Origin of the sequence: Frankia sp. CgMI4 (genome assembly GCF_001756285.1) — a bacterium.
Lineage (GTDB): Bacteria > Actinomycetota > Actinomycetes > Frankiales > Frankiaceae > Frankia > Frankia casuarinae.
This window is the reverse complement of the sequence record NZ_MAQZ01000052.1, coordinates 1-20,271: the sequence shown is the minus strand read 5'-3', so window position 1 is coordinate 20,271 and position 20,271 is coordinate 1. Positions and strand designations below refer to the sequence as shown.

Sequence of the window (20,271 nt, the reverse complement as noted above, 5' to 3'; positions counted from 1 at the left end):
ATGGACGTGGCGATGCCTGACACGGGGACGGACGGAAGGTGGCCATGTCGCTGCAGGAACACGCTTTCGCCGACGTCGCTGATGTGCGGGAACGGCTTCGCGTGACCGGATACCTCGCGGACGAGGCGATTGCCACCACGGTCTTCCTCGCGGATCGGCTGCGTAAACCGCTGCTTGTGGAGGGGCCCGCGGGTGTCGGTAAAACCGAGCTCGCGAAGGCGCTGGCGACCGCGGTTGGCGCCGAGCTCATTCGGCTGCAGTGCTACGAAGGGCTTGATGAAGCTCGCGCACTGTACGAATGGAACTACAAGAAGCAACTGCTGCGCATTCAGGCCGGATCGGGAGACGGCGGCKCCGAGGGTTGGCAGCAGGCCCACGACGACATCTTCAGCGAGGAGTTCCTGCTCTCCCGGCCGCTGCTGACGGCGATCCGCCGCCARCAGCCGACGGTGCTGCTCGTCGACGAGACCGACAAGGCCGACGTCGAGGTGGAAGGCCTGCTGCTGGAGGTGCTGTCCGACTTCCAGGTGACGATTCCGGAGCTCGGTACCATCAGCGCCACCCGCCGTCCCTTCGTCATCCTGACCTCCAACGCGACGCGGGAGCTGTCCGAGGCGCTCAAGCGGCGCTGCCTCTACCTCAACCTGGACTATCCCTCGGCCGAGCGGGAGAAGGAGATCGTGCTCTCCCGGGTGCCCGATCTCCCGGAGAGGCACGCCGAATCGTTGGTCCGGATCGTCCGCGCGTTGCGGGCGATGGAACTGAAGAAGGCGCCCTCCATCGCCGAGACCATCGACTGGGGTCAGACCGTGCTCGCGCTCGGATTCGACACGTTCGACGAGGCCGCCGTCGCCTCGACCCTCGGCGTCGTCCTCAAGCACGCCAGCGACCAGGCCCGAGCCATCAGTCACCTCAAGCTCGGCGCGAACTGAACAGCCCGAGCCGAACCCATCGAACTGATCGAATTCATCGAACCGATTGCCAGCTGAYGGCCGTCGCCACGGCCGCACGTCCACGAGGGGGCGCCGGCATGAATCTGCTGGACCGCACCGTCGATTTCACCGCGGCGTTGCGCCGGGCCGGTGTCCCGGTGAGCAGCGCTGAGACCGTGGATGCCGCCAGGGCCGTCGGCGCGCTGGGCTGGGCCGAGCGGGACGCCGTCCGGGCGGCATTCGCGGCGACCCTGTGCAAGCGGCCACTGTACCGGCCGGCTTTCGACACTCTGTTCGACCTGTACTTCCCGCCCCGGATCGGGGACGGGGTGTCGCTGGACGACCTGGACGACCTGGACGACCTGGACGGCGACCCGGCCGGGGCGGCGAACGGCGCGGCGGCGAACGCCGGCGTCGACCCCGGCGAGCTGTCGCCCGAGCAGCTGGAGGAGCTGCGTCAGGCGCTGCGCGACCAGTTGCTCGACGCGCTGCGCGACGGCAACGACGAGGCGCTGCGCGCGCTCGCCCGGCAGGCGGTGAGCGCGTTCGGGTCGGCGCGCGGCAGCTCCGCCCGCTCGTGGTTCATCTACCGGGTGCTGCGGATGATGTCGGCGGAGACCCTCATCGTCGATCTGCTCGCGGCGATGCTGGCAGATTCCGAACGTGGCGGACTCGCCGAACGGGCCGCCCGGCAGACCATCACCGACCGGATCCGCGAGTTCGAGGAGATGGTGTCCACCGAGGTGCGGCGGCGGATGGCCGAGGAACGCGGCCTCGATGCGGTCGAGCGCACYGCGGTGAAGCCGCTCAGCGACCAGGTCGAGTTCCTGCGAGCCTCCCAGCGGGACCTGGTGGAGCTGCGCAGGCAGGTCTACCCGCTCGCCCGGCGGCTGGCGACCCGGCTGACCGCGCGGCGCCGGTTCGGCCGCATCGGCCGGCTGGACTTCCGGCGCACGGTGCGGGCATCGCTGGCCACCGGCGGCGTACCGGTGGAGACCAGGCACCGCCCGCACAAGCCRCACAAACCCGAGCTGGTCGTGCTGTGCGACGTCTCCGGCTCGGTGGCCTCGTTCGCGCATTTCACCCTGATGCTGACCCATGCGCTGCGCGAGCAGTTCGCCAAGGTCCGGGCGTTCGCCTTTATCGACACGACCGACGAGGTCACCAGGTACCTGCGTGGCCTCGACCTCGGCGACATGATGGCCCGCATCTCCGGAGAGGCGGACCTCGTCTGGTTCGACGGGCACAGCGACTACGGGCATGCCATCGAGGTCTTCGCCGAGAAGTACCCCGAGGCGGTCGGTCCCAAGACGTCGTTGCTGATCCTCGGCGACGCCCGGAACAACTACCGACCGACCTCGGCGACCATCTTCAGGCGACTGTGCTCGCGGGCCCGGCACTCCTACTGGCTCAACCCGGAGCCGCGCAGCTACTGGGGCTCGGGCGACTCGGCGACAAACGTGTACGCCGAGCTCGTTGACGAGATGGTGGAGTGCCGCAACATCGAGCAGCTCCAGGCGTTCATCGGGCGGCTTCTTCCGTCCTGACGGGTCCGGCAGGATCAGCCGCGGGCGAGGGCGGCGTCAACGATCGACTGTGCCTCCGTGATGACCTCGTCGAGATGTCCGGGGCCCCGGAAGCTCTCCGCGTAGACCTTGTAGACGTCCTCGGTGCCGGAGGGCCGGGCGGCGAACCAGGCGTCGTCAGTGACGACCTTCACCCCGCCGATCGCCGCGCCGTTGCCCGGCGCGTGCGACAGCGCGGCGGTCACCGGCGAACCGGCGAGCGTCGTCGCGCTGAGGCTCTCCGGGGTGAGCGCGGCCAGGATCTTCTTCTGCGCTGGGGTGGCCGGCGCGTCGACCCGCCGGTAGGCCGGGGCACCGTGGACATTGGTGAGCTCCCGGTACAACTGCCCGGGGTCCCGGCCGGTGACCGCCGTCATCTCGGCGGCGAGCAGGCAGGCGATGATCCCGTCCTTGTCGGTCGTCCACACCGCGCCGTCGCGGCGCAGGAACGACGCGCCCGCGCTCTCCTCGCCGCCGAAGCCCAGGTTCCCGTCGGTCAGGCCGGCCACGAACCACTTGAAGCCCACCGGCACCTCGACCACGTCGCGGCCGAGGCCCACTCCGACCCTGTTGATCATGCTGGAGCTGACCAGCGTCTTGCCGATCGCCGTCCCGGTCGGCCAGCCCGGGCGGTGGCCGAACAGGTAGGCGATGGCCGCGGAGAGGTAGTGGTTCGGGTTTAACAGCCCGGCCGTGCCGGTGACGATGCCGTGCCGGTCGGCGTCGGCGTCGTTGGCGAGGGCGACGTCGAACGAGCCGGCCAGCCGCACCAGGGAGGCCATCGCGTACGGCGACGACGGATCCATCCGGATCCTGCCGTCCCAGTCGGTCGTCATGAAGGCGAAGGTCGGGTCGATCGTGGTGTTCACCACGTCGAGGTCCAGCTTGTACCGCTCGGCGACGGCCTGCCAGTACACGAGGCTCGCCCCACCGAGCGGGTCGACGCCGATGCGCACCCCGGCGCCGCGGATCGCGTCGAGATCGATGACGTCGCCGAGGTCCGCGACATAGGCGCCGACGTAGTCGTGGACCACGGCGGCGGCGCGCGCCTGCGGGTACGGCACCCGGGCCACGCCCGCGAGGCCACCGTCGAGCAGGGCGTTCGCGCGATCCTGGATGACCTTGGTGACGCCGGTGTCCGCCGGACCGCCGTGCGTCGGGTTGTACTTGAACCCGCCGTCGGCGGGCGGATTGTGYGACGGCGTGACGACGATGCCGTCGGCGAGGCCGCGCGCCGGGCCGGTCGCGCCGGTGGCGCCGGTGGTGTCCGTCCTGCCCGTCCTGTTGCTTGGCGTGCGCTCGCGGTTGTGGCGCAGGATCGCGTGCGAGATCACCGGGGTCGGGGTGGCCTCGCCGTCCGGGGCGATGCATACCGTGACGCCGTTCGCGGCGAGGACCTCCAGGGCGCTCGCGAGCGCGGGCGCCGACAGTGCGTGCGTGTCGATCCCGACGAACAGCGGTCCGTCGACGCCTGCCTCCTTCCGGTAGTCGCAGATCGCCTGGGTGGTGGCCAGGATGTGGTCGGCGTTGAAGGAGCCGCGCAGCGCCGAGCCACGATGACCGGACGTGCCGAACGACACCCGCTGGGTCGGATCGGCGGGATCGGGATGGATCTCGTGGTAGGCGGCGAGCAGGCCGTCAACGTCAACGAGATCCTCGGGGGCGGCGGGTTGCCCCGCACGCGGACTGGTCGGCATGGGCGGGGCCTCCTCGCGGGGGGGACGGGGCCGGCCTGCGGCCTGTGGTCAGCCTAGCCGGGTGGGCCGTTCCGGGACTGGCCCGCTTGCGGCGGGCACGGCGGTGGGCGTGAGACCGATGAGCGTGAGGCGCCGGTGGGTGTGAGGCGCCGGTGGGTGTGAGGCGTCGGTGGGTGTGAGGCTTTGTGGCACATCTCCCGCCGGGCTGCGCCAGACGGGCACGTGCGGTGATGCGGGGTTAGTGTCCGGTCGTGCGCCTCGGTGTCATGGGTGGGACCTTCGACCCCGTCCACAACGGGCACCTCGTCGCAGCCAGTGAGGTGGCCGCCCTGTTCGATCTGGACGAGGTGGTCTTCGTGCCGAGCGGGCAACCCTGGCAGAAGATCCATCGCAAAGTCTCCGCCGCCGAGGACCGCTATCTGATGACCTTCCTCGCGACGGCGGGGAACCCGCAGTTCACGGTCAGCCGGATCGAGATCGACCGGGGTGGCGCCACCTACACCATCGACACCCTGCGAGACCTGCGTGCGGCGCGACCGGACGACGAGCTGTTCTTCATCACGGGGGCGGACGCGCTCGCGCAGATCTTCACCTGGCGTGACCACCGCGAGCTGTTCGAACTGGCCCACTTCGTCGGCGTGAACCGGCCCGGTTACCACCTCGCGCTGGACGCCGGCCTCCCGACCGGCGCCGTCAGCCTGCTGGAGGTCCCGGCGCTGGCGATCTCCTCGTCCGACATCCGGGAACGGGTTGGCCGCCGGGCGCCGATCTGGTACCTCACCCCAGACGGGGTCGTGCGCTACATCGCCAAGCGGCGTCTCTACCAGGGTGCTTCCTGACCCGCCGAGCCGTCCGGACGGGCCACCGGGCCAGGCGATATCTCGATTTTTCGGCCCGTCATGGACGCGAGGAGTGCCCTGCCCGCGCGTCGATGTGTCACGCTGGATGCAGCCGTCCGGCCCCGGATGGTGYGCGAGGCAGCCGAAGACGGATGCCTCCCGCCCGTCACCACCCTGGAGAACCCGAGCGTGACCGCTTCCCCGCGAGCCGTCGAACTCGCCCTCGCCGCCGCGCRGGCAGCCGCCGACAAGCTCGGCCATGACCTGCTCATCCTCGACGTGAGCGATCGGCTGGCCATCACCGACTGCTTCGTGCTCGCATCCGCGGGCAACGAGCGGCAGGTCAAGGGTATCGTCGACGAGATCGAGGAGCACCTGCGCCGGCTGGGAGCCAAGCCCGTCCGGCGGGAGGGAGAGCGGGAGGGCCGCTGGGTCCTGCTCGACTTCGTCGACGTGGTGGTGCACGTGCAGCGGGACGAGGAGCGGGTCTACTATGCCCTCGAACGGCTCTGGAAGGACTGCCCGGTGATCCCGTTCGTCGACGCGGCGGTCGGGGTCGCGGTCGGGGCCGGTGTCTCCTCGGGGTCCACCGCGGCGAGCGGCGGCTCGGGCTCGGGGGTGGCCGGGCCCGGTACGGCGACCCCACGGTGAGGCTGCTGCTCTGGCGGCACGGCAGGACCACCTGGAACGACGTCGGCCGCTTCCAGGGGCACGCGGATCCGCCCCTCGACGCCACCGGGCGTGCCCAGGTCGCCGCGGTGGCCCCGGTCATCCAGGCGATGCGCCCGGAACTCGTCGTGTCGTCCGACCTGCAACGTTGCCGGGACACCGCGGCGGCGCTCGGCGTGCCCTTCCGCTCCGACGCGCGGCTGCGCGAGATCGATCTCGGCGCGTGGTCCGGGCTGACCGCTGCCGAGGCGGCCCAACGCTTCCCCGCGGAGGATCGGGCCTGGCGGCGCGGGGATGACGTGCCCCGTGGCGGTGGCGAAACCTACCGGCAGGTGGCGGAGCGGGCCGGCACGGTCTTCGACGAGGTCCGGGCCGAGGGGTTTCCGGCCGAATGGGACGGTCTCGTCGTGTTTGTCCTGCACGGCGGTACTGCCCGGTCACTGATCGGTCATGTGCTCGGCCTTCCACCGGAGTYCTGGTGGCACTTCGGACCGCTCGCCAACTGCCGGTGGTCCGTCCTGCGGCTCGTCGAGGGTGGGTTCCGCCTGGTCGAGCACAACGCGGGGCCGCTGGCTGGTAAGGTCGGGACCGCCGGATCGGGGCTAACCGAGACGCTCCTGCCGAGCCAGGGGGCGCCGACAGCAGCCGACACGGAGCCTGTACACTTGCCGAAGTAGTCCATCAGGACAGGTTTGGTGCCCGGGTGGGGTACAAGACCGGATTTGCTCGGGTCTGATATAAAATGAATAGCAGTTGGGGCTGTGGCGCAGTCTGGTAGCRCATCACACTGGCAGTGTGAGGGTCAGGGGTTCGAATCCCCTCAGCTCCACCCTAGAGTTGTTGTTAGAACCCTTGCCCCAATGCCACTGACGCTAAGTCGATCGAGCTGCGGGTTCAGCGGGTTGGCGAACCTGATCGTGGGTGGCGCATTGTGCTGGGTGCCGCGTTGGCCGGGTGATGTCGGCGGCGAGTGGCCGCAGCACACGGTGATGCTGGTCATCAGGGGGGAAAAACCGGGTCGGTGACGACCCGGTCGCGGATGATCATTACGGTGCGCGGGAACTTGATCCGGTCGGGGTCGATCCCGGCGGCGGTTGCGGCCCGACACCTCAGGGCGCTGATCGCGTGGTGGGTGAGCAGGTAGCCCCAGATTTCCTGGTAGACGGTGTCGGGGTGCTTGGAGCGCAGGACCTTCCCTGGGCCGCGTAGGTAGGTCTTGGGCTGCTTGTTGCCGGTTTCGATGTGCCAGTGGCCGCGAGCAGCGCGGCCCCGGCCTGGGCGAAGCTGAGGCTGGTGAGGGCATAGACGCTCTCCCGGGAAGCCGGCCGTCCTTTCTCCCGGCGCCAGCGGTGCGGACGGATCGCCTGGACCGCGTGTCGAGATTCGCGCGGACCGTGTGCAGAGCATCGGCCGTGACCAGCACGTTCGTCAGGTCCAGCGGCYGCAGTAACCGACGGAACACCGCGGTCTCGTTGGTCTTGGCCTCGACCTCGACCTGGGCGAGTAGCCGTCCGTCGCCGTGGCTGGCCACGCCGACAAGGTGCACCTTGGACCCGTCAGCGCGCTTCGCGTGCCGGCTCGTCTTCCCGTCGAGGGCGACCGCCGACTCCACCGGCTGGCAGCCGTGGCCCGGATCCACCGGGGCAGCGGACGGTTCGGTTCGCTGGTCGGTATCGTCCCCCTGCTCGGCGGGCGGGTCCGGGTCCAACGGCGGATCGAGCAGAGCCACGGCGAGYTCACCGTCGTCCACGGCCTGAAGGAAGCAGTGGATCGTCGCCGTGCTCGGCAGCCGCCATCCGGCGAACGGGTCCCAGGGCAGCCGCAGCCGCGCACGTTCGGCGCCGCTGGTCCGCGCCAGCCACGCCCGGACCGCCRACACCCGGTGGTGCCCCGCAGCCGTCAGCGAGCACAGCCACACCGCGGCCAGRCACAGCCACGAATACACCCGCCCCCGCGTCGACCGTGGATCGGTCACCCGATCCAACCGCTCCCAGATTCCCTCACGCGACACCTCGCCAGCACCCGGCACACCGGCGGCATCGCGCGACAATGCGCCCACAGGCACGCCGCACTCCAGACCACGAGGACTTCAGACATCCCAGTGATCTACAAGCGGCGTGCCTGCTTCTTCGCCTACGACACGTGGCCCAGCCGTGCCCACAGCCCAGCGCAAAACCCCTCTACCGTCACCGATCACCCGAAACGGAAGGAACGCCTATTCCCGTCAAACCGCGTTCGTGCAAGAGTCCTGAACCGGACCCACGCCACCACCCGCTCACAAGGCGAACGAGGATTCGCGGTCCTCAAGAACTGGCACATATTCGACCGTTTCCGTGGCTGCCCACGCCGCGTCGGCACCTTCGCCCAGGCCATCCTCGTCCTCGCTAGCGAGGGCCATTAGAACAACCAACTTTGAAAAGGCTCAATGACTCTGTCATGTCGGTTTCCACACGGTGGCGCCCGCAGCTGCGAGAACCCGAGCAGGCTCGGTGTCGATGCCGCGGGCGCCACCAGTGGCCAGCACTGCCTGGCCGTTCAGGCGAAATTGATCTTTGTCGCTTGTTCTTTGTTCTTTTTGGTGTTATGGCGTTATGGCCGTTGGCTCGGGGATGGAATCATCGGTGAACGTGCCACCATTTTCGACGTTGATGACGATTCCCATCGGCCTCTCCATTTACCTGCTCGGTGAACCGGATCGCAATCACCAATGTCGATTATGAATCTGATGGCAGGTGCAAGAAATTTTCATCAGTACGCGTCGGCCCGGCTATCTATGGCAATCGTATCGCGGCATGYTATCYGGAGATKACCGGCTTGYCGAGCGGCAGGCCCTTCCCGCCGGTCTCGGTGAACATGAGGTCGAGGTACAGGTAGACCGCGACCGCGATGAAGGCGAACACGACGTAGCCGCCGGCGTGGGTGAGGGCGGTGCTGGTGTTGATGGTGCCGAGTAGCAGCAGCACCAGCGCGACGTCAACGAGCCCGAGCAGCAGAGTGTAGCTGCTGGGCAGGCGCAGGGTGGCCACGGTGAACAGGACGATGGTGACCAGCCAGCTGATGAGCCACAGCTCGGTGCTCCTGGTGGCCTGATCGGCGGGGATGTTGTACCAGTTGTGGCCGAGACCGAGGACGAACGCGGCGTAGCTGCCGTAGAACCCGAAGAACACTGCGAACAGGCTGGCCGCGGCGTTCTGCCCGAGCGCCGCCGCCCAGATCGCGGAGATCAGGAGACCGACGGTGGTGGCGGTCATGATAACGGGTATGGCTGCGCCGGCCGCGGCGGGCGGAAGCCACCCGGTGTCGACCAGCCCGAGGCCGACGGCCCCGGCGATGAAGGTGGGGATACCGATCACGCCCGGGTTGCCGCGCAGCGGGCTGAGGGGCGGCGGAGTGGGTAACGCCTCGGCTTCGTTTGGTAACGGCTGTGAGTGGGTGGCGACGGTGGCGCTGTCAGTGCTGGTGGTCATCGGGATCATCCTCCTGAAGGGGCCGTTTCCGAGGCGGCCCGCCGTGTGTACTGCGGGTGCAGGGGGTGGAGGAGGGCCGGACGTGCCGTGGGGGACTACGCCGTCCCCGTCCTATGTCGGTGAGGCAGTGTCCGGCCTTCCCAGTTTTGCTGGGGTTGCTTGCCGTCGTGTCACGCAGCGGGCTACGCGAAACGAACGCGGGGTTTAATAATGCCTTCCTCCTTGGTTTCCTTCAACCTGAAGGCGCATTCGACTTCGTCAAACCCGAAATCTTGATCGTCATCGCCAGTGTGATGTCCATAAACGTTTGCTGGGTCGGGAGGCGCCGGGTGGGGCTGGCGCTGCCCGGGGGCGGGATGTGCACTGTCGGTACCGACGTGTGTGACCGGTGCCGGGAGGTGGGCGTATGGCACAGCGTGTGCGGGCGCGGCGGCTGACCGGGGAGGAAAGCCGCCAGGTGCAGGCGATCGTGCGGCGGGGGACGCACTCCTCGGTCCGGGCCCGTCGGGCGACGATCATCATGGCATCGGCCGGCGGGACGACGGTGCCGGCGATCGCCCGGCTGGTTGCCGCTGACGAGGGCACGGTCCGGGATGTGATCCACCGGTTCAACGAGATCGGTCTGGCCTGCCTGGACCCTCGGTGGGCCGGAGGCCGTCCCCGCCGGATCAGCTGTGAAGACGAGGCGTTCATCATCGCGGTGGCCCGGACCCGTCCCACGAAACTGGGGCGGCCGTTCACGCACTGGAGCCTGCGTAAACTCGCCGACTACCTGGGCGACAACCCCGACCGGGTCGTCACCGTCGGCCGGGAACGGCTGCGTCAGCTCTTGGGCCACCACCGGATCTCCTTCCAACGGACGAGAACCTGGAAGGAGTTCACCGATCCGGACAAGGAGGGAAACTCGACCGGATCGAGTACCTGACCGCCACCTGCCCGAACCGCTGCTTCGCCTTCGACCAGTTCGGCCCGGTGCGCACCGTCGTCATCGCCAGCTCCGACCACCCCAACCACACCGTGCTCGCCCGCGAACCGCAGGCCTACCCGCGCGGGCRCAACGCCGACGGCCCGCTACCCCGCCCGTCTTGGCCGCGYAACGCCGCGAACGCGCCCGCGTCCGCTCTGAACGCCAGCAACGCTGGGGAYGCCCCGCACCCAAGCCGCCTAACCCAACCCAGCGAACATTTATGGACACCGCGCTAACGGTCGGCGTGTGCTTGGTGCTCGTGGCGCCCCGGCCACAGTGGTCGGCGGGACATCTCTGAACGTATGGAGGAGATCCTTGCCAGCGAGGCGGCATCCATCAGAAACTCCCGAGKGGACTGACGCCTTCAGACGTCAGGGGAACTGGAGGACGCGCTGCGTACCCATTTCGCGCTCTGATGTCGTGACGCCGCCAAGGTGTGTCCGACAGGACGCGGCGGCACCCCGGACACCCCGGTCGACACCCCGACCACCGCGGCGAGCTCGTCGGCGGTCTCCGCACCATCGGCGATCACCTGGCTGCCGACGCCGTCGGCGAAGCGGACGAGGGCGTCGACTCGTTAGGCATGGTACCCTCTCGGACCCGTATGTCCGTCTACAGAGAGTAGAAACGATATTTCTCGGAGTTGTCTCGGTGATGTCGATGGCCGCTCCGCGGGCGGGTGGCGGGCCGCCGGGCTGATCCGGGTCGGCTGGAGCGCATCCGGTCCGGATCAGCCCGGATGCGTGCCGACGGTGTCGCGGAGCTCGGCACCGAGGCGGCCGTCCGAAACCCGGGCACAGTGGGCGCAGCAGAAGAACCGCCCGGATACCTCGACGCCGTGCCCGATAATGCGGCAGTCGCAATGTTCGCAGCGGGGGGCAAGTTTTGCCACAGCGCATTCAAAGCAGTCAAAGGTGTATTTCTCGCCACTTATAACCTGCACCTCGAACGACATCCAGTAGTCGTTACCGCAGGTGTCGCACCTGGCCATCGTCCCGCCCCCTCTCGCCGGTCCCGACGTTAGACCGGGTGGATGCTGATCGCATCTTCCGCCCTCGGTATGTTCATCATGTCGATCGATGGGAACGGCGGGCCGATCACCCGGTAGCTGCCCAGGTCGTCAGGACCGGTGGCGCCCGTCGCGGATGGTCGGGCGGTCTGCCGGCCGGCCGCGGCTGGCCTGCCTCATCGAAAACTGCGACCGGAGCGAGGCGACAGGAGCGGGATGGATCTTCAGCTGGCGGGCAAGGTGGTGCTGGTGACCGGCGGCTCGAACGGGCTGGGAGCCGCCCTGGTGCGGACGCTGGCCGCCGAGGGGGCGCGGGTGGCCTTCTGCGGGCGCGACGAGACGCGGCTGCGGGAGGTCGCCGGGCAGGCGCAGGCCGGCGGTGGCGAGGTTCTCGCCGTACCTGCCGATGTGACCAGCATCACTGACCTCGAACGTTTCGTCGCCACCGCCGTCGACCGCTGGAACGCCGTCGACGCCCTGGTGAACAACGCCGGCGCCAGCGCGGGCGGTACGTTCGAGAACCAGACCGACGAGGTCTGGAACGCCGATCTGGAGCTGAAGCTGCACGCGGCGATCCGGGCCYCCCGGCTGGTGTTGCCGTACCTGCGGCGCGCGGGCGGTGGCGGCATCGTGAACTCACTGTCCGTGGCGGCCAGAGCCCCCAGCGCCGGTTCCACCCCGACCTCCGTCACCCGGGCCGCGGGCCTCGCGCTCACCAAGGCCCTGTCCAAGGAGCTCGGCCCGGACCGGATCCGGGTCAACGCGGTGCTGATCGGCCTGGTGGAGAGCGGGCAGTGGGATCGGGCGGCGGCCCGAGAGAACATCACGGTCGACGAGCTGTACGAACGGATGGGGCGGACCTCCRGAATCCCGCTCGGTCGGGTGGGCCGGGCCCAGGAGTTCGCCGATCTGGTCGCGTTCCTGCTCTCCGCGCGGGCCGCCTACATCACGGGTGCGACGATCAACCTCGATGGCGGCCTCAGCCCGGTAGCCTGACGGCAGACGGCCGGCCGATCAACCGGCGCGCGGGGTTTCGACCGGGTCCACCGCCGGGTCCGCCGCCGGTGTGGTTGCCGGTGTGGTTGCCGTCCCGACATCGGGAATCGACGGTGTCGCGCAGGCGTCGCGGCGATGTATTCCTTCGGCCTGGTCTGGTCCGTACCGTGGGTGCGGTGTCCCGGAAACCGCCGCCAGCACGTTGGCATCTCGCCGTGCCGGGTGTCGTCGCGCTGACACTGGTCATTGTCGTCCAGCTGGTGCACGGTTTCGCGGGCTCGTCCGGCGTCTCCGGCAGCGTCTCTGACAAGGCAGTGCCGCGACGTTTCGCTGCCGGCTCGGGAATATCGACCGCGGGCTCCTCCTGCGTCTCACCGCGGCCGGCGGTCCCGCTGCTCTCGGGGGCACATTCCCTGGTTCTGGGTGGAGTCCGTCGCTACTACCGGTTGACACTGCCGGTGGGTCACGACGGGCGTCACGCCTATCCGTTGATCTTCGACTTCCACGGTTTCAAGGCCGATAAGGAGTTGGAAGAGCAGCGTTCCCGCATGGGCGCCCTGGGCGGCGACCGCGGTTTCATCGTGGTGACCCCGGACGCGTTGGGGACACCACGACGCTGGAACACCCTCGGGGAGCCGGGTAAGGCGGATGACTTTGGTTTCGTGAATGCTCTGCTGGATGATCTGGATGCGCGGTTCTGCCTGGACGACCGTGCTGTCTACGCCGCCGGGCATTCCAACGGTGCCGAGTTCGCCGCCGCGCTGGTGTGCAGATCYGGTCGATTCGCGGCCGTGGCGATGGTCTCCTCGACGTTCGAGGTCCGCTGCCCGCCCGGACGTACCCCGGCGACCATGGCCGTGCACGGCACCGCCGATCCGTCCGTGCCCTATGCGGGTGGCGCGGTGGCGGGCGGACCCGCGCACATCTCGCCGGCTCCGGCGGTGATCCGCGCATACGCCGACCGTTACGGCTGCAATCCGACGCCGGTGCTGACCGAGCCCAGAGGCGAAGTGATCATCCTGCGGTACGTCGACTGCCTCGGGGGTGCCGAGGTTCGGCTCGACACGGTGACCGGGGGCACGCATCTGTGGCCGGCCAGCCCGGAGGCCCGCCGGGACCGGTCCGACTCGGCCGCCGGCCGGTCCTTCGACGCCACCGGCGCGATCCTGGACTTCTTCACCGTGCACCACATGGATCATTCACCCGTCATGCCGCCGCGGGTAGCCCTGGTGAGCAACTCGCCCCGCCGTGGGCCGGACCTTCGTAGGCTGGCGGGGTGACCGATCGCCTGTACTTCCGTCAACTGTTGTCCGGCCGCGACTTCGCCGTCGGCGATCCGGTCGGTACCCAGATGGTCAACTTCGTCTACCTCGTGGGTGACCGCGAGACCGGCGAGGCCTTGGTCGTCGATCCCGCCTACAAGGTCGACGACCTGCTCAACCTGCTGGCCGCCGACGGTATGCGGCTCACCGGCGCGCTCGTCACCCACTACCACGCCGATCACATCGGTGGAAACGCGTTCGGCCTGGAGATCGAGGGTGTCCGCCAGTTGCTCGGCCGGCAGAACGTCCCGATTCACGTGAACCGGGCCGAGGCGGAGTGGGTACGGCGGGCGACCGAGGTCTCCGCGGCCGATCTGGTCGAGCATGACGACGACGATGTGGTGACGGTCGGGGAGATCCCCGTGCGGCTGCTGCACACCCCTGGCCACACCCCCGGCAGCCAGTGTTTCCTCGTCGACGATCGGCTCGTTGCCGGAGACACCCTGTTCCTCGAGGGCTGCGGCCGGATGGACCTGCCCGGCGGCGACGCGGGACTGATGTACGACAGCCTGCGTCGGTTGGCCGCGTTGCCGGACACCACCACCGTCTTCCCCGGCCACCAGTACTCTCCGCAGGCGTCGGAGGACCTTGCGGTGGTCAAGCGGATGAACCACGTCTTCCGGCCGACGAGCGCCCAGCAGTGGAAGGCGATGCTGGGCCTGTCCTGAATCCCGCGGTCGACCGGGTCGCCGCCGGGAAGACCCTCGTGTTTGCGGAACCGCATGGTCGACAAGGCGAGGAGCCCCGTATGACAGCCCCGGTCCGTRCCGCCGTCCTGCAGCTCGGCTGTCCCGACGAGGAGAACGCGGCGGACCGGGTGCGCAGGGTGYTGGGGGAGATCCGGCAGACCCAGGCGGACCTGGTCGTCCTCCCCGAACTATGGGTCACCGGCTATTTTCACTTCGATCGGTACGAGGCGGAGGCGGAGGCGTTGACCGGGCCGACGGTCACCGCCCTGCGGGAGGCCGCCCGGGAACGCGGATGCCACCTGGTGGCCGGCAGCATCGTGGAACGGTCCGCCGACGGACGGCTTTTCAACACGACCGTGTTGATCGGTCCGGACGGGATGATCCGGCATGCGTACCGCAAGGTGCACCTGTTCGGCTACGGCTCCGCGGAGGCCCGGTTGCTGACGCCGGGTGCCACGGTCGGAACCGTCCCCACCGAACTCGGCATCGTCGGGCTGGCGACCTGTTACGACCTCCGGTTTCCCGAGCTGTTCCGGCTGCTGGCCGAGGGCGGTGCCGAGATCGTGGTGGTGGTATCGGCCTGGCCGTTGGCCAGGCTGGACCACTGGCGCGTGCTCACCCGGACCCGGGCCATCGAGAACCAGGTGTATCTCGTCGCCTGCAACGCCGCGGGCCGCCAGGCGGGCCGGGAGATGGCCGGGGCGAGCGTCGTCGTCGATCCGTGGGGAGAGGTGCTCGCCGAGGCCGGCCCGCGGCCCACCACGGTGCGCGCGGAGCTGGACCCGTCCCGACCGGCCGCCGTTCGTGCCGAGTTCCCGGTGCTCACGCATCGCCGGCTCGGGGTCGACCACCAGAACCGGCTTGACCCCGCGCATCTGCTCGACCTGGCCGGGCGTGGCAAGGCCTTTCTTGACTTCTGGCGAGAGCKGCACCTGTGCAGCCTGACCACCGTCCGGCCGGATGGCAGCCCGCACGTGGTCGCCGTCGGCGCGACACTTGATCCGGCGGCGGGCATCGCCCGGGTGATCACATCGGCCCGGTCCCGCAAGGCCCGTCTGATCGCGGCGGGACCGGCCCACGGCACCCCCGTCGGGCTCTGCCAGATCGACGGCCGACGCTGGTCGACGCTGGAGGGACTGGCCGTGCTCCGGGATGATCCGGCGAGTGTGGCCGACGCCGAGTTCCGCTATGCGCAGCGTTACCGCGCGCCGCGGGCCAATCCCCGGCGTGTCGTCGTGGAGGTGCGGATCACCCGCGTGCTCGGCAGCGTCTGACCCTCAGGACTCGATCGCCGCGGTGATGCCGACCAGCAGCCATTCCAGCCCGTCGGCGAAGTCCTCCTGCGCGTCGTCACCCATGATCGTCATGTTGCCCGGACCCAACKGCGCGAGGAAGGGATAGTCGCCGGTGGCGATCAGGCCGCGGAGGTAGGTGGTCAGCTCGACCTTGTCGACGTCGGTCCGGGAGTGGAGGTCCCGCGCCCGCAGTTCGGCGAGAACGTGCCCGATCGTGTACGTGTCGACCGCGCGCAGAATCGCGATCTTCCGGCGAGGTGGCACGGGCAGCCTGGCGACCGCTGCGGCCGACTGCTCGGCGTGGCGCAGCGCGTTCGGTCCGTAGTGCGGCCGTCCGGCGAACGTGGTCAGCATCCAGGGATGGCGCAGGCAGCTGGCCCGGGTCTGATGGGAGATGGCACGCAGGGCGTCGCGCCAGTCGGCGGGCAGCGGGTCGGGGACGAGGATCTCGGCAGCGATCCGGTCGCTCATCAGATCGAGAAGATCGTCTTTGCGGGCGATGTGGGAGTACAGGCTCATCGGCCGGACGCCGAGAACTGCCGCGACCCGGCGGATAGAGACGGCGTCGAGTCCTTCCGTGTCGGCCAGGGTGATCGCCGCGTCGACGATGGCCTCCCGGCTCAGCCGGGGCTTCTGGCGCGCTACGGGCCGGGTCCACAACAGGCCCTTCATCGGGCTGTCGCATTCCTCGACGTGCGGCGGCGCCGTCGGGGGAGCGGTCGGTAGCGCCGTCGGGGGAGCGGCCGGGCGGGCGGRAGACGGGGCGAAGCCGGTCGCAGCCGCGGGCTTCAGGCGACGTTGGGGCGTGTGCGGCCCGCCCGGGTCGCCCGACCCGGCGGTTGTGACGGGCCCGTCCGGGTCGGTGCGGGAGATCAACTCCGGGGCGGGCGCGGCGGGTGGGCCGGCCGGAGTCGACGGGACGTTCCACGCTCCCCTCGATCCGCACATACAGCGAGGTTACGTGGTCAGCGAGATTACACGGTCGGGTCCGGCGGCTACACCGTACGGACAAAGGTACGGCGTAGCGAAAGCGATACGGTGTATCGTCGGCGGGGTGCGGCTCGACCAGGACTATTCCCGGGCGCCTGGTCCGACTCGCCCCAGTTCGCGGCGGATGATCCTGCTCGGGTCGTACGGAGGTTGTGATGGCAGCGCAGACCCAGGCGCCCGCCGCGGCGGGCGGGGGCATGACGGGCGGTAGCGGAGATCGGCTCGATCCGGCGCTGATCCGTCTCGCCGGGATCGTCCTCGTCGGTGCGGTCGTGGTGCAGCTCGATGCGACGATCACCTCCGTGGCGATCAACACCCTCGCCCGATCCTTCAACGTCGGAATCTCGACAATCCAGTGGGTGAGTACCGGTTACCTGCTCGCGCTCGCCATGGTGATCCCGGTGACCGGCTGGTCAGCCGAGCGGTTCGGCGCCAAGCGGATGTGGCTGCTGTCGCTGGTCCTGTTCCTCGTCGGCTCGGCGCTGTGTGGGGCGGCATGGTCGGCCGGCAGTCTCATCGCCTTCCGGATCGTGCAGGGCCTCGGCGGCGGCCTGCTTCTGCCTCTGATGCAGACGATCATCGCGCAGGCGGCCGGGCCGGAACGGCTGGGCCGCCTKATGGCGGCGGTGGGGGTGCCCGCGCTGGTCACTCCCGTGCTCGGGCCGGTCATCGGCGGGCTGATCGTCGACGATCTCGACTGGCGTTGGATCTTTTTCATCAACGTGCCGGTCTGCCTGATCGGGCTGGTCCTGGCCTGGCTGGGGATGCCGGATGTGCGGACTCCCGGGCGGCATCGCTTCGACGCTCTCGGGTTCGCGTTGCTGTCCCCGGGGCTGGCCGCGATCGTCTACGGCTTCTCCGTGGCCGGCCGGCAGGGTGACTTCACGGGTGTGCGGGTGATCGTGCCGCTGGCCCTCGGCGCGGCCCTGCTCGTTCTGTTCACGGTGCATGCCCTGCGGACCGCCGTCGAACCGATCATCGACCTGCGGCTGTTCCGGTCCCGGGCCTTCGCCGGTTCATCGGGGATGATGTTCCTRTTCGGGATCTCGCTGTTCGGGGCGATGTTCCTGCTGCCCCTGTACGAGCAGCAGGCCCGTGGCCGCAGTGCCGCCGCCGCCGGCCTGCTCCTCGCCCCGCAGGGGTTGGGGATGATGATCGCCCTGATTGTGCTGGGCCGGGTGGCGGACCGGCGCAGCCCGCGGTTGTTCGTTCTGGTCGGCCTTCTGCTCAGCGCGCTGGGATCGGTTGCGTATACACAGGTCGCCGCCGACACCAGCGAGGTGCTGCTCGGGGTCTCCCTGACGGTCCGCGGCATCGGGCTGGCCATGGCGCTCATCCCGGTGATGTCCTCTGCCTACCACGGGCTGCGCCGGGAGGAGATTCCGCGCGCCACCTCCGCGGGGCGGATCTTCCAGCAGATCGGCGGCTCACTCGGGACGGCCATCCTCGCCGTGGTGCTGTCCCACCAGATCACCGGCCRACCCGCCGGGACCGGACCCGCCGATCCGGTGGCGCTGGCCGGCGCCTTCGGTACGGCGTTCTGGTGGACCCTCGGGTCCACGGTCCTCGCCGCACCGTTCGCCTTTCTGCTGCCGGGACGGCCAGCCGGCGCGGAGCAGCCCGCCCCGTCAGGCCCGCCGGTCGAGCTCCCGCGGCCGGCCGGGGCCGTCCCCACCCGTCGCCGGTCGGGCGACCACGGGGAGCTGAAGAGCCATGAAACTTCTCCCGGCCGCCGCSCCGCCGTCTCAGGGGCCGAGGGGAACCGCCACGATGGTCGGGAGTACCGGGTCCCCGCTCCCCGTGGCGGCCGAGGCGGTGGCCAGTGGCGCGGATGACGCCGGCAGGCCCGGCCGCGTGGACAGGGGAGCCGCCCCGGCGCGGCGCATCGCTCGCCGGCCCCGAGGAGTCTTTCCCCAAGGCTTCGCGATGKACAGCACCGTCGCCGTGATGAACAGGACGTTCATCACACTGGCGCCGAGGATGATCGCGACGGTCGGAGCCGCGTAGGCGACCTCCCCCCCATCCGTYGCATGTCCGGCCCGCACGACCAACGGGCGCATCATGGAGCTGCCGAGTATCACGGCAACGACGGTGATGACGAGTTTTGTCGCCACCCACCAGTGCCGCAGCAGTCCCCACCTCGTCTTTACCGAGATCACCACCCCGGTGGTCAGGGCGAGTAGAGCGAGCGGGATATTGAGGACCCGGTCAACGACGTGCATGAGCTCATATGCGGAGTGCCGAAGACCGGCATCGGCCGCTGCGGTCGAAGCCAGGACGAGCTGCGCGAACGCCACGCCATTCCAGCCGACACTCACCAGCACATGCACTGCCAACAGGGCGGTGCGCATTGGTTTACGCAGGTAGCGGTACCGCTCGCGCATGGTGGGTCCGGCCGCCGAGGCGCCGGCCGTCGGGGCCACGGCAGGTACGGGATYCCCGGAATCGGCTGTCTGCGCAGGATCGACCGTCGGCTCCGGATCGCGCGGTGACGCCGGGTTTGCCGGTGCCGCCGGACCGGCAGGCGTCGCGCTGGCGGCCGGGTCGGTGCCGGCAGCTGGGTCCGTGCTGTCCGYGGTCTCGAGCGGCGTCGAACCGGCCGCGGTGGGCACCGGTCCGGCGGGGGATGCGGTCATGCGGACGTCTCGGGCAGATTCATCGTCCGATTCTCTCCGTCACTGGATCATCAAGTGAGACGATTGTCAGGCGTCCTGGGCTGGCTCTCCGAGTAGCGGATCGAAATAGTACAGCCAATCGGTTGGCCCGGTCTGGCATAGGTGACCAGAAGCTACTTCCACAATTTAAATGCAACCACACCCGGACCGCGTTCGGATCATGGTATAGAAAGATTGATCATCGGCGGTGTGGGCTTCCCTGCGCCGCCACCTTCACGTCTGGTCGATCGACGGCTCGACCCGTGCGCAATCCACACGCACGGGACCGGTCCACTCCACGGCGGCCCGCGGAGGGCGGGCTGCGGCAGGTGACCTCGGTGGGGAGCGGGCCGGTCAGGCTGGTGGGATCCGAATCCCTGACCCGGGTCAGGGATTCGGGGTGGGACCGTCCGGTTCGGTCTGCTCGGCGAGGAAACGCTCCAAGGCATCGCCGAGTTCGTCGGCGGTCGGCAGCGGCTGGACGTCGTCCGCGGCCGGCAGGCTCGGCCCGCGCCGTCCGCGCTGGTAGGCGTCGTACTGCTCTTCCAGGGCGCTGACCAGCGCGGCGGCCTCACCGCCCCTGGCGATCTGGCTGTCGACCTCGTCCTGGATGGCAACCGCGGCGGAGCGCAGCCCGTCCAGCGGGAGCAGGAGCCCGGTCGCCTTCGACACCGAGGTCAGCAGGACCTCGGTGGCCGCCGGATAGGTCGTCTGCGCCAGGTAGTGCGGGACGTGAGCGGCGAAACCCATCGCATCCCGGCCTTCCCGCCCGAGCTCGAATTCCAGCAGGTGGCCGGCGCTGCCGGGGACCTGTAGCCGGCGCAGCCAGGGCTCGTACCCCACGATGAGGTCCTTACGGGTCGCGTGCGCGCTCACCACCAACGGGCGGGTGTGCGGCACCGCCATCGGAATCGCGTTCAGCCCGACCGTCAGACGGACGCCGAGCCGGGCCACGAGGCCTCGCAGCGCCACCGTGAACCGCTTCCACTGCAGATCTGGCTCAGGCCCGGCCAACAGCAGGAACGGAGTGCCTGCCTCGTCCCGCAACAGGTACAGCGCGAGGACGGGATCCTCGTAGCTCTCCCAGCGATCCTCGGAGAAGACCATGGTCGGCCGGCGGGACCGGTAGTCGAGCAACTGGTCGATGTCGAAGGTGGCGAGTAGCCGGTGGTCGAGCGCG

18 protein-coding genes, 1 tRNA gene and 2 pseudogenes are annotated in these 20,271 nt (G+C 69.4%); 12 read left to right on the top strand and 9 right to left on the bottom strand.

What is annotated here, in order from left to right:
• Positions 1 to 44: 44 nt before the first annotated feature.
• Both Manayef4_RS07160 and Manayef4_RS07155 read left to right on the top strand, forming a co-directional pair.
• Positions 45 to 932 (top strand): MoxR family ATPase, encoded by an 888-nt coding sequence (locus Manayef4_RS07160; RefSeq protein ID WP_070131063.1) that lies wholly within the window; start codon positions 45 to 47, stop codon positions 930 to 932.
• 98 nt (positions 933 to 1,030) lie between these two features.
• The gene (locus Manayef4_RS07155) at positions 1,031 to 2,479 is read left to right on the top strand and encodes a VWA domain-containing protein (protein WP_011435674.1); all 1,449 of its coding nucleotides are present in this window, start codon (positions 1,031 to 1,033) and stop codon (positions 2,477 to 2,479) included.
• A gap of 14 nt (positions 2,480 to 2,493) precedes the next feature.
• Here the strand turns inward: Manayef4_RS07155 and pgm are convergent, their stop codons facing one another.
• On the bottom strand, positions 2,494 to 4,194 hold the full coding sequence (gene pgm, locus Manayef4_RS07150; RefSeq protein WP_011435675.1) for a phosphoglucomutase (alpha-D-glucose-1,6-bisphosphate-dependent): 1,701 nt from the start codon (positions 4,192 to 4,194) through the stop codon (positions 2,494 to 2,496).
• A gap of 266 nt (positions 4,195 to 4,460) precedes the next feature.
• On the opposite strand from pgm, the gene nadD reads away from it, so the two are divergent.
• The 4 genes from nadD (at position 4,461) to Manayef4_RS07130 (ending at position 6,531) form a co-directional block, all read left to right on the top strand.
• Positions 4,461 to 5,033 carry a nicotinate-nucleotide adenylyltransferase gene (gene nadD, locus Manayef4_RS07145; RefSeq protein ID WP_023840546.1) on the top strand — a complete coding sequence of 191 codons (573 nt, stop codon included), beginning with the start codon at positions 4,461 to 4,463 and terminating at the stop codon, positions 5,031 to 5,033.
• Positions 5,034 to 5,222: 189 nt separating this feature from the next.
• Positions 5,223 to 5,684, top strand: coding sequence for a ribosome silencing factor (rsfS, locus tag Manayef4_RS07140; RefSeq protein ID WP_070131075.1), 462 nt, complete (start codon positions 5,223 to 5,225; stop codon positions 5,682 to 5,684).
• Complete coding sequence (locus tag Manayef4_RS07135) at positions 5,681 to 6,379, top strand: histidine phosphatase family protein (protein ID WP_070131062.1); 699 nt, start codon at positions 5,681 to 5,683, stop codon at positions 6,377 to 6,379. Before rsfS ends, Manayef4_RS07135 begins: the two co-directional genes overlap by 4 nt.
• Before the next feature lie 78 nt (positions 6,380 to 6,457).
• Positions 6,458 to 6,531: transfer RNA gene (locus Manayef4_RS07130), tRNA-Ala, on the top strand.
• Between the two features lie 170 nt (positions 6,532 to 6,701).
• On the opposite strand, the gene Manayef4_RS25760 is transcribed toward Manayef4_RS07130, so the two are convergent.
• The 3 genes and pseudogenes from Manayef4_RS25760 to Manayef4_RS07120 form a co-directional block, all read right to left on the bottom strand.
• Positions 6,702 to 7,109, bottom strand: coding sequence for a hypothetical protein (locus Manayef4_RS25760; RefSeq protein ID WP_035730048.1), 408 nt, complete (start codon positions 7,107 to 7,109; stop codon positions 6,702 to 6,704).
• Between the two features lie 370 nt (positions 7,110 to 7,479).
• Positions 7,480 to 7,647 (bottom strand): annotated as a pseudogene (locus Manayef4_RS25755) (ISAs1 family transposase); the annotation flags it as partial.
• 850 nt (positions 7,648 to 8,497) lie between these two features.
• Positions 8,498 to 9,169, bottom strand: a complete 672-nt coding sequence (locus Manayef4_RS07120) for a GPR1/FUN34/YaaH family transporter (RefSeq protein ID WP_083282321.1) — start codon at positions 9,167 to 9,169, stop codon at positions 8,498 to 8,500.
• Positions 9,170 to 9,575: 406 nt separating this feature from the next.
• Here Manayef4_RS07120 and Manayef4_RS07115 point away from each other — a divergent pair.
• Positions 9,576 to 10,320, top strand: a pseudogene (locus tag Manayef4_RS07115) (helix-turn-helix domain-containing protein); the annotation flags it as partial.
• Between the two features lie 180 nt (positions 10,321 to 10,500).
• On the opposite strand, the gene Manayef4_RS24805 reads toward Manayef4_RS07115, so the two are convergent.
• Both Manayef4_RS24805 and Manayef4_RS22585 read right to left on the bottom strand, forming a co-directional pair.
• Positions 10,501 to 10,668, bottom strand: coding sequence for a hypothetical protein (locus Manayef4_RS24805; protein WP_157902431.1), 168 nt, complete (start codon positions 10,666 to 10,668; stop codon positions 10,501 to 10,503).
• Positions 10,669 to 10,866: 198 nt separating this feature from the next.
• Positions 10,867 to 11,127 carry a hypothetical protein gene (locus tag Manayef4_RS22585; protein ID WP_023840550.1) on the bottom strand — a complete coding sequence of 87 codons (261 nt, stop codon included), beginning with the start codon at positions 11,125 to 11,127 and terminating at the stop codon, positions 10,867 to 10,869.
• A gap of 234 nt (positions 11,128 to 11,361) precedes the next feature.
• Here Manayef4_RS22585 and Manayef4_RS07110 point away from each other — a divergent pair, with 234 nt between their 5' ends.
• The 4 genes from Manayef4_RS07110 to Manayef4_RS26590 all read left to right on the top strand — a co-directional run bounded on the left by Manayef4_RS07110 (position 11,362) and on the right by Manayef4_RS26590 (position 15,426).
• Complete coding sequence (locus Manayef4_RS07110; RefSeq protein WP_070131061.1) at positions 11,362 to 12,141, top strand: SDR family oxidoreductase; 780 nt, start codon at positions 11,362 to 11,364, stop codon at positions 12,139 to 12,141.
• Positions 12,142 to 12,356: 215 nt separating this feature from the next.
• On the top strand, positions 12,357 to 13,421 hold the full coding sequence (locus tag Manayef4_RS07105) for a PHB depolymerase family esterase (protein WP_023840551.1): 1,065 nt from the start codon (positions 12,357 to 12,359) through the stop codon (positions 13,419 to 13,421).
• Entirely contained in the window at positions 13,418 to 14,131 is a 714-nt protein-coding gene (locus Manayef4_RS07100; RefSeq protein ID WP_011435685.1) for an MBL fold metallo-hydrolase, read from the top strand. The genes Manayef4_RS07105 and Manayef4_RS07100 overlap by 4 nt, the downstream gene beginning before the upstream one ends.
• A gap of 80 nt (positions 14,132 to 14,211) precedes the next feature.
• A complete protein-coding gene (locus Manayef4_RS26590; RefSeq protein ID WP_349257428.1) occupies positions 14,212 to 15,426 on the top strand; it encodes a nitrilase-related carbon-nitrogen hydrolase in 1,215 nt (404 codons plus the stop codon).
• Between the two features lie 3 nt (positions 15,427 to 15,429).
• Here the strand turns inward: Manayef4_RS26590 and Manayef4_RS07090 are convergent, their stop codons facing one another.
• Complete coding sequence (locus Manayef4_RS07090) at positions 15,430 to 16,119, bottom strand: TetR/AcrR family transcriptional regulator (protein WP_070131073.1); 690 nt, start codon at positions 16,117 to 16,119, stop codon at positions 15,430 to 15,432.
• A gap of 473 nt (positions 16,120 to 16,592) precedes the next feature.
• Here Manayef4_RS07090 and Manayef4_RS07085 point away from each other — a divergent pair, with 473 nt between their 5' ends.
• Positions 16,593 to 18,272 (top strand): DHA2 family efflux MFS transporter permease subunit, encoded by a 1,680-nt coding sequence (locus Manayef4_RS07085; RefSeq protein WP_070131060.1) that lies wholly within the window; start codon positions 16,593 to 16,595, stop codon positions 18,270 to 18,272.
• On the opposite strand, the gene Manayef4_RS07080 is transcribed toward Manayef4_RS07085, so the two are convergent.
• Both Manayef4_RS07080 and Manayef4_RS07075 read right to left on the bottom strand, forming a co-directional pair.
• On the bottom strand, positions 18,183 to 18,860 hold the full coding sequence (locus Manayef4_RS07080; protein WP_254665503.1) for a hypothetical protein: 678 nt from the start codon (positions 18,858 to 18,860) through the stop codon (positions 18,183 to 18,185). The genes Manayef4_RS07085 and Manayef4_RS07080 overlap by 90 nt on opposite strands.
• A 618-nt stretch (positions 18,861 to 19,478) precedes the next feature.
• Positions 19,479 to 20,271: PAC2 family protein (locus tag Manayef4_RS07075; RefSeq protein WP_139140028.1), on the bottom strand; the 793-nt coding region annotated here is incomplete at its 5' end.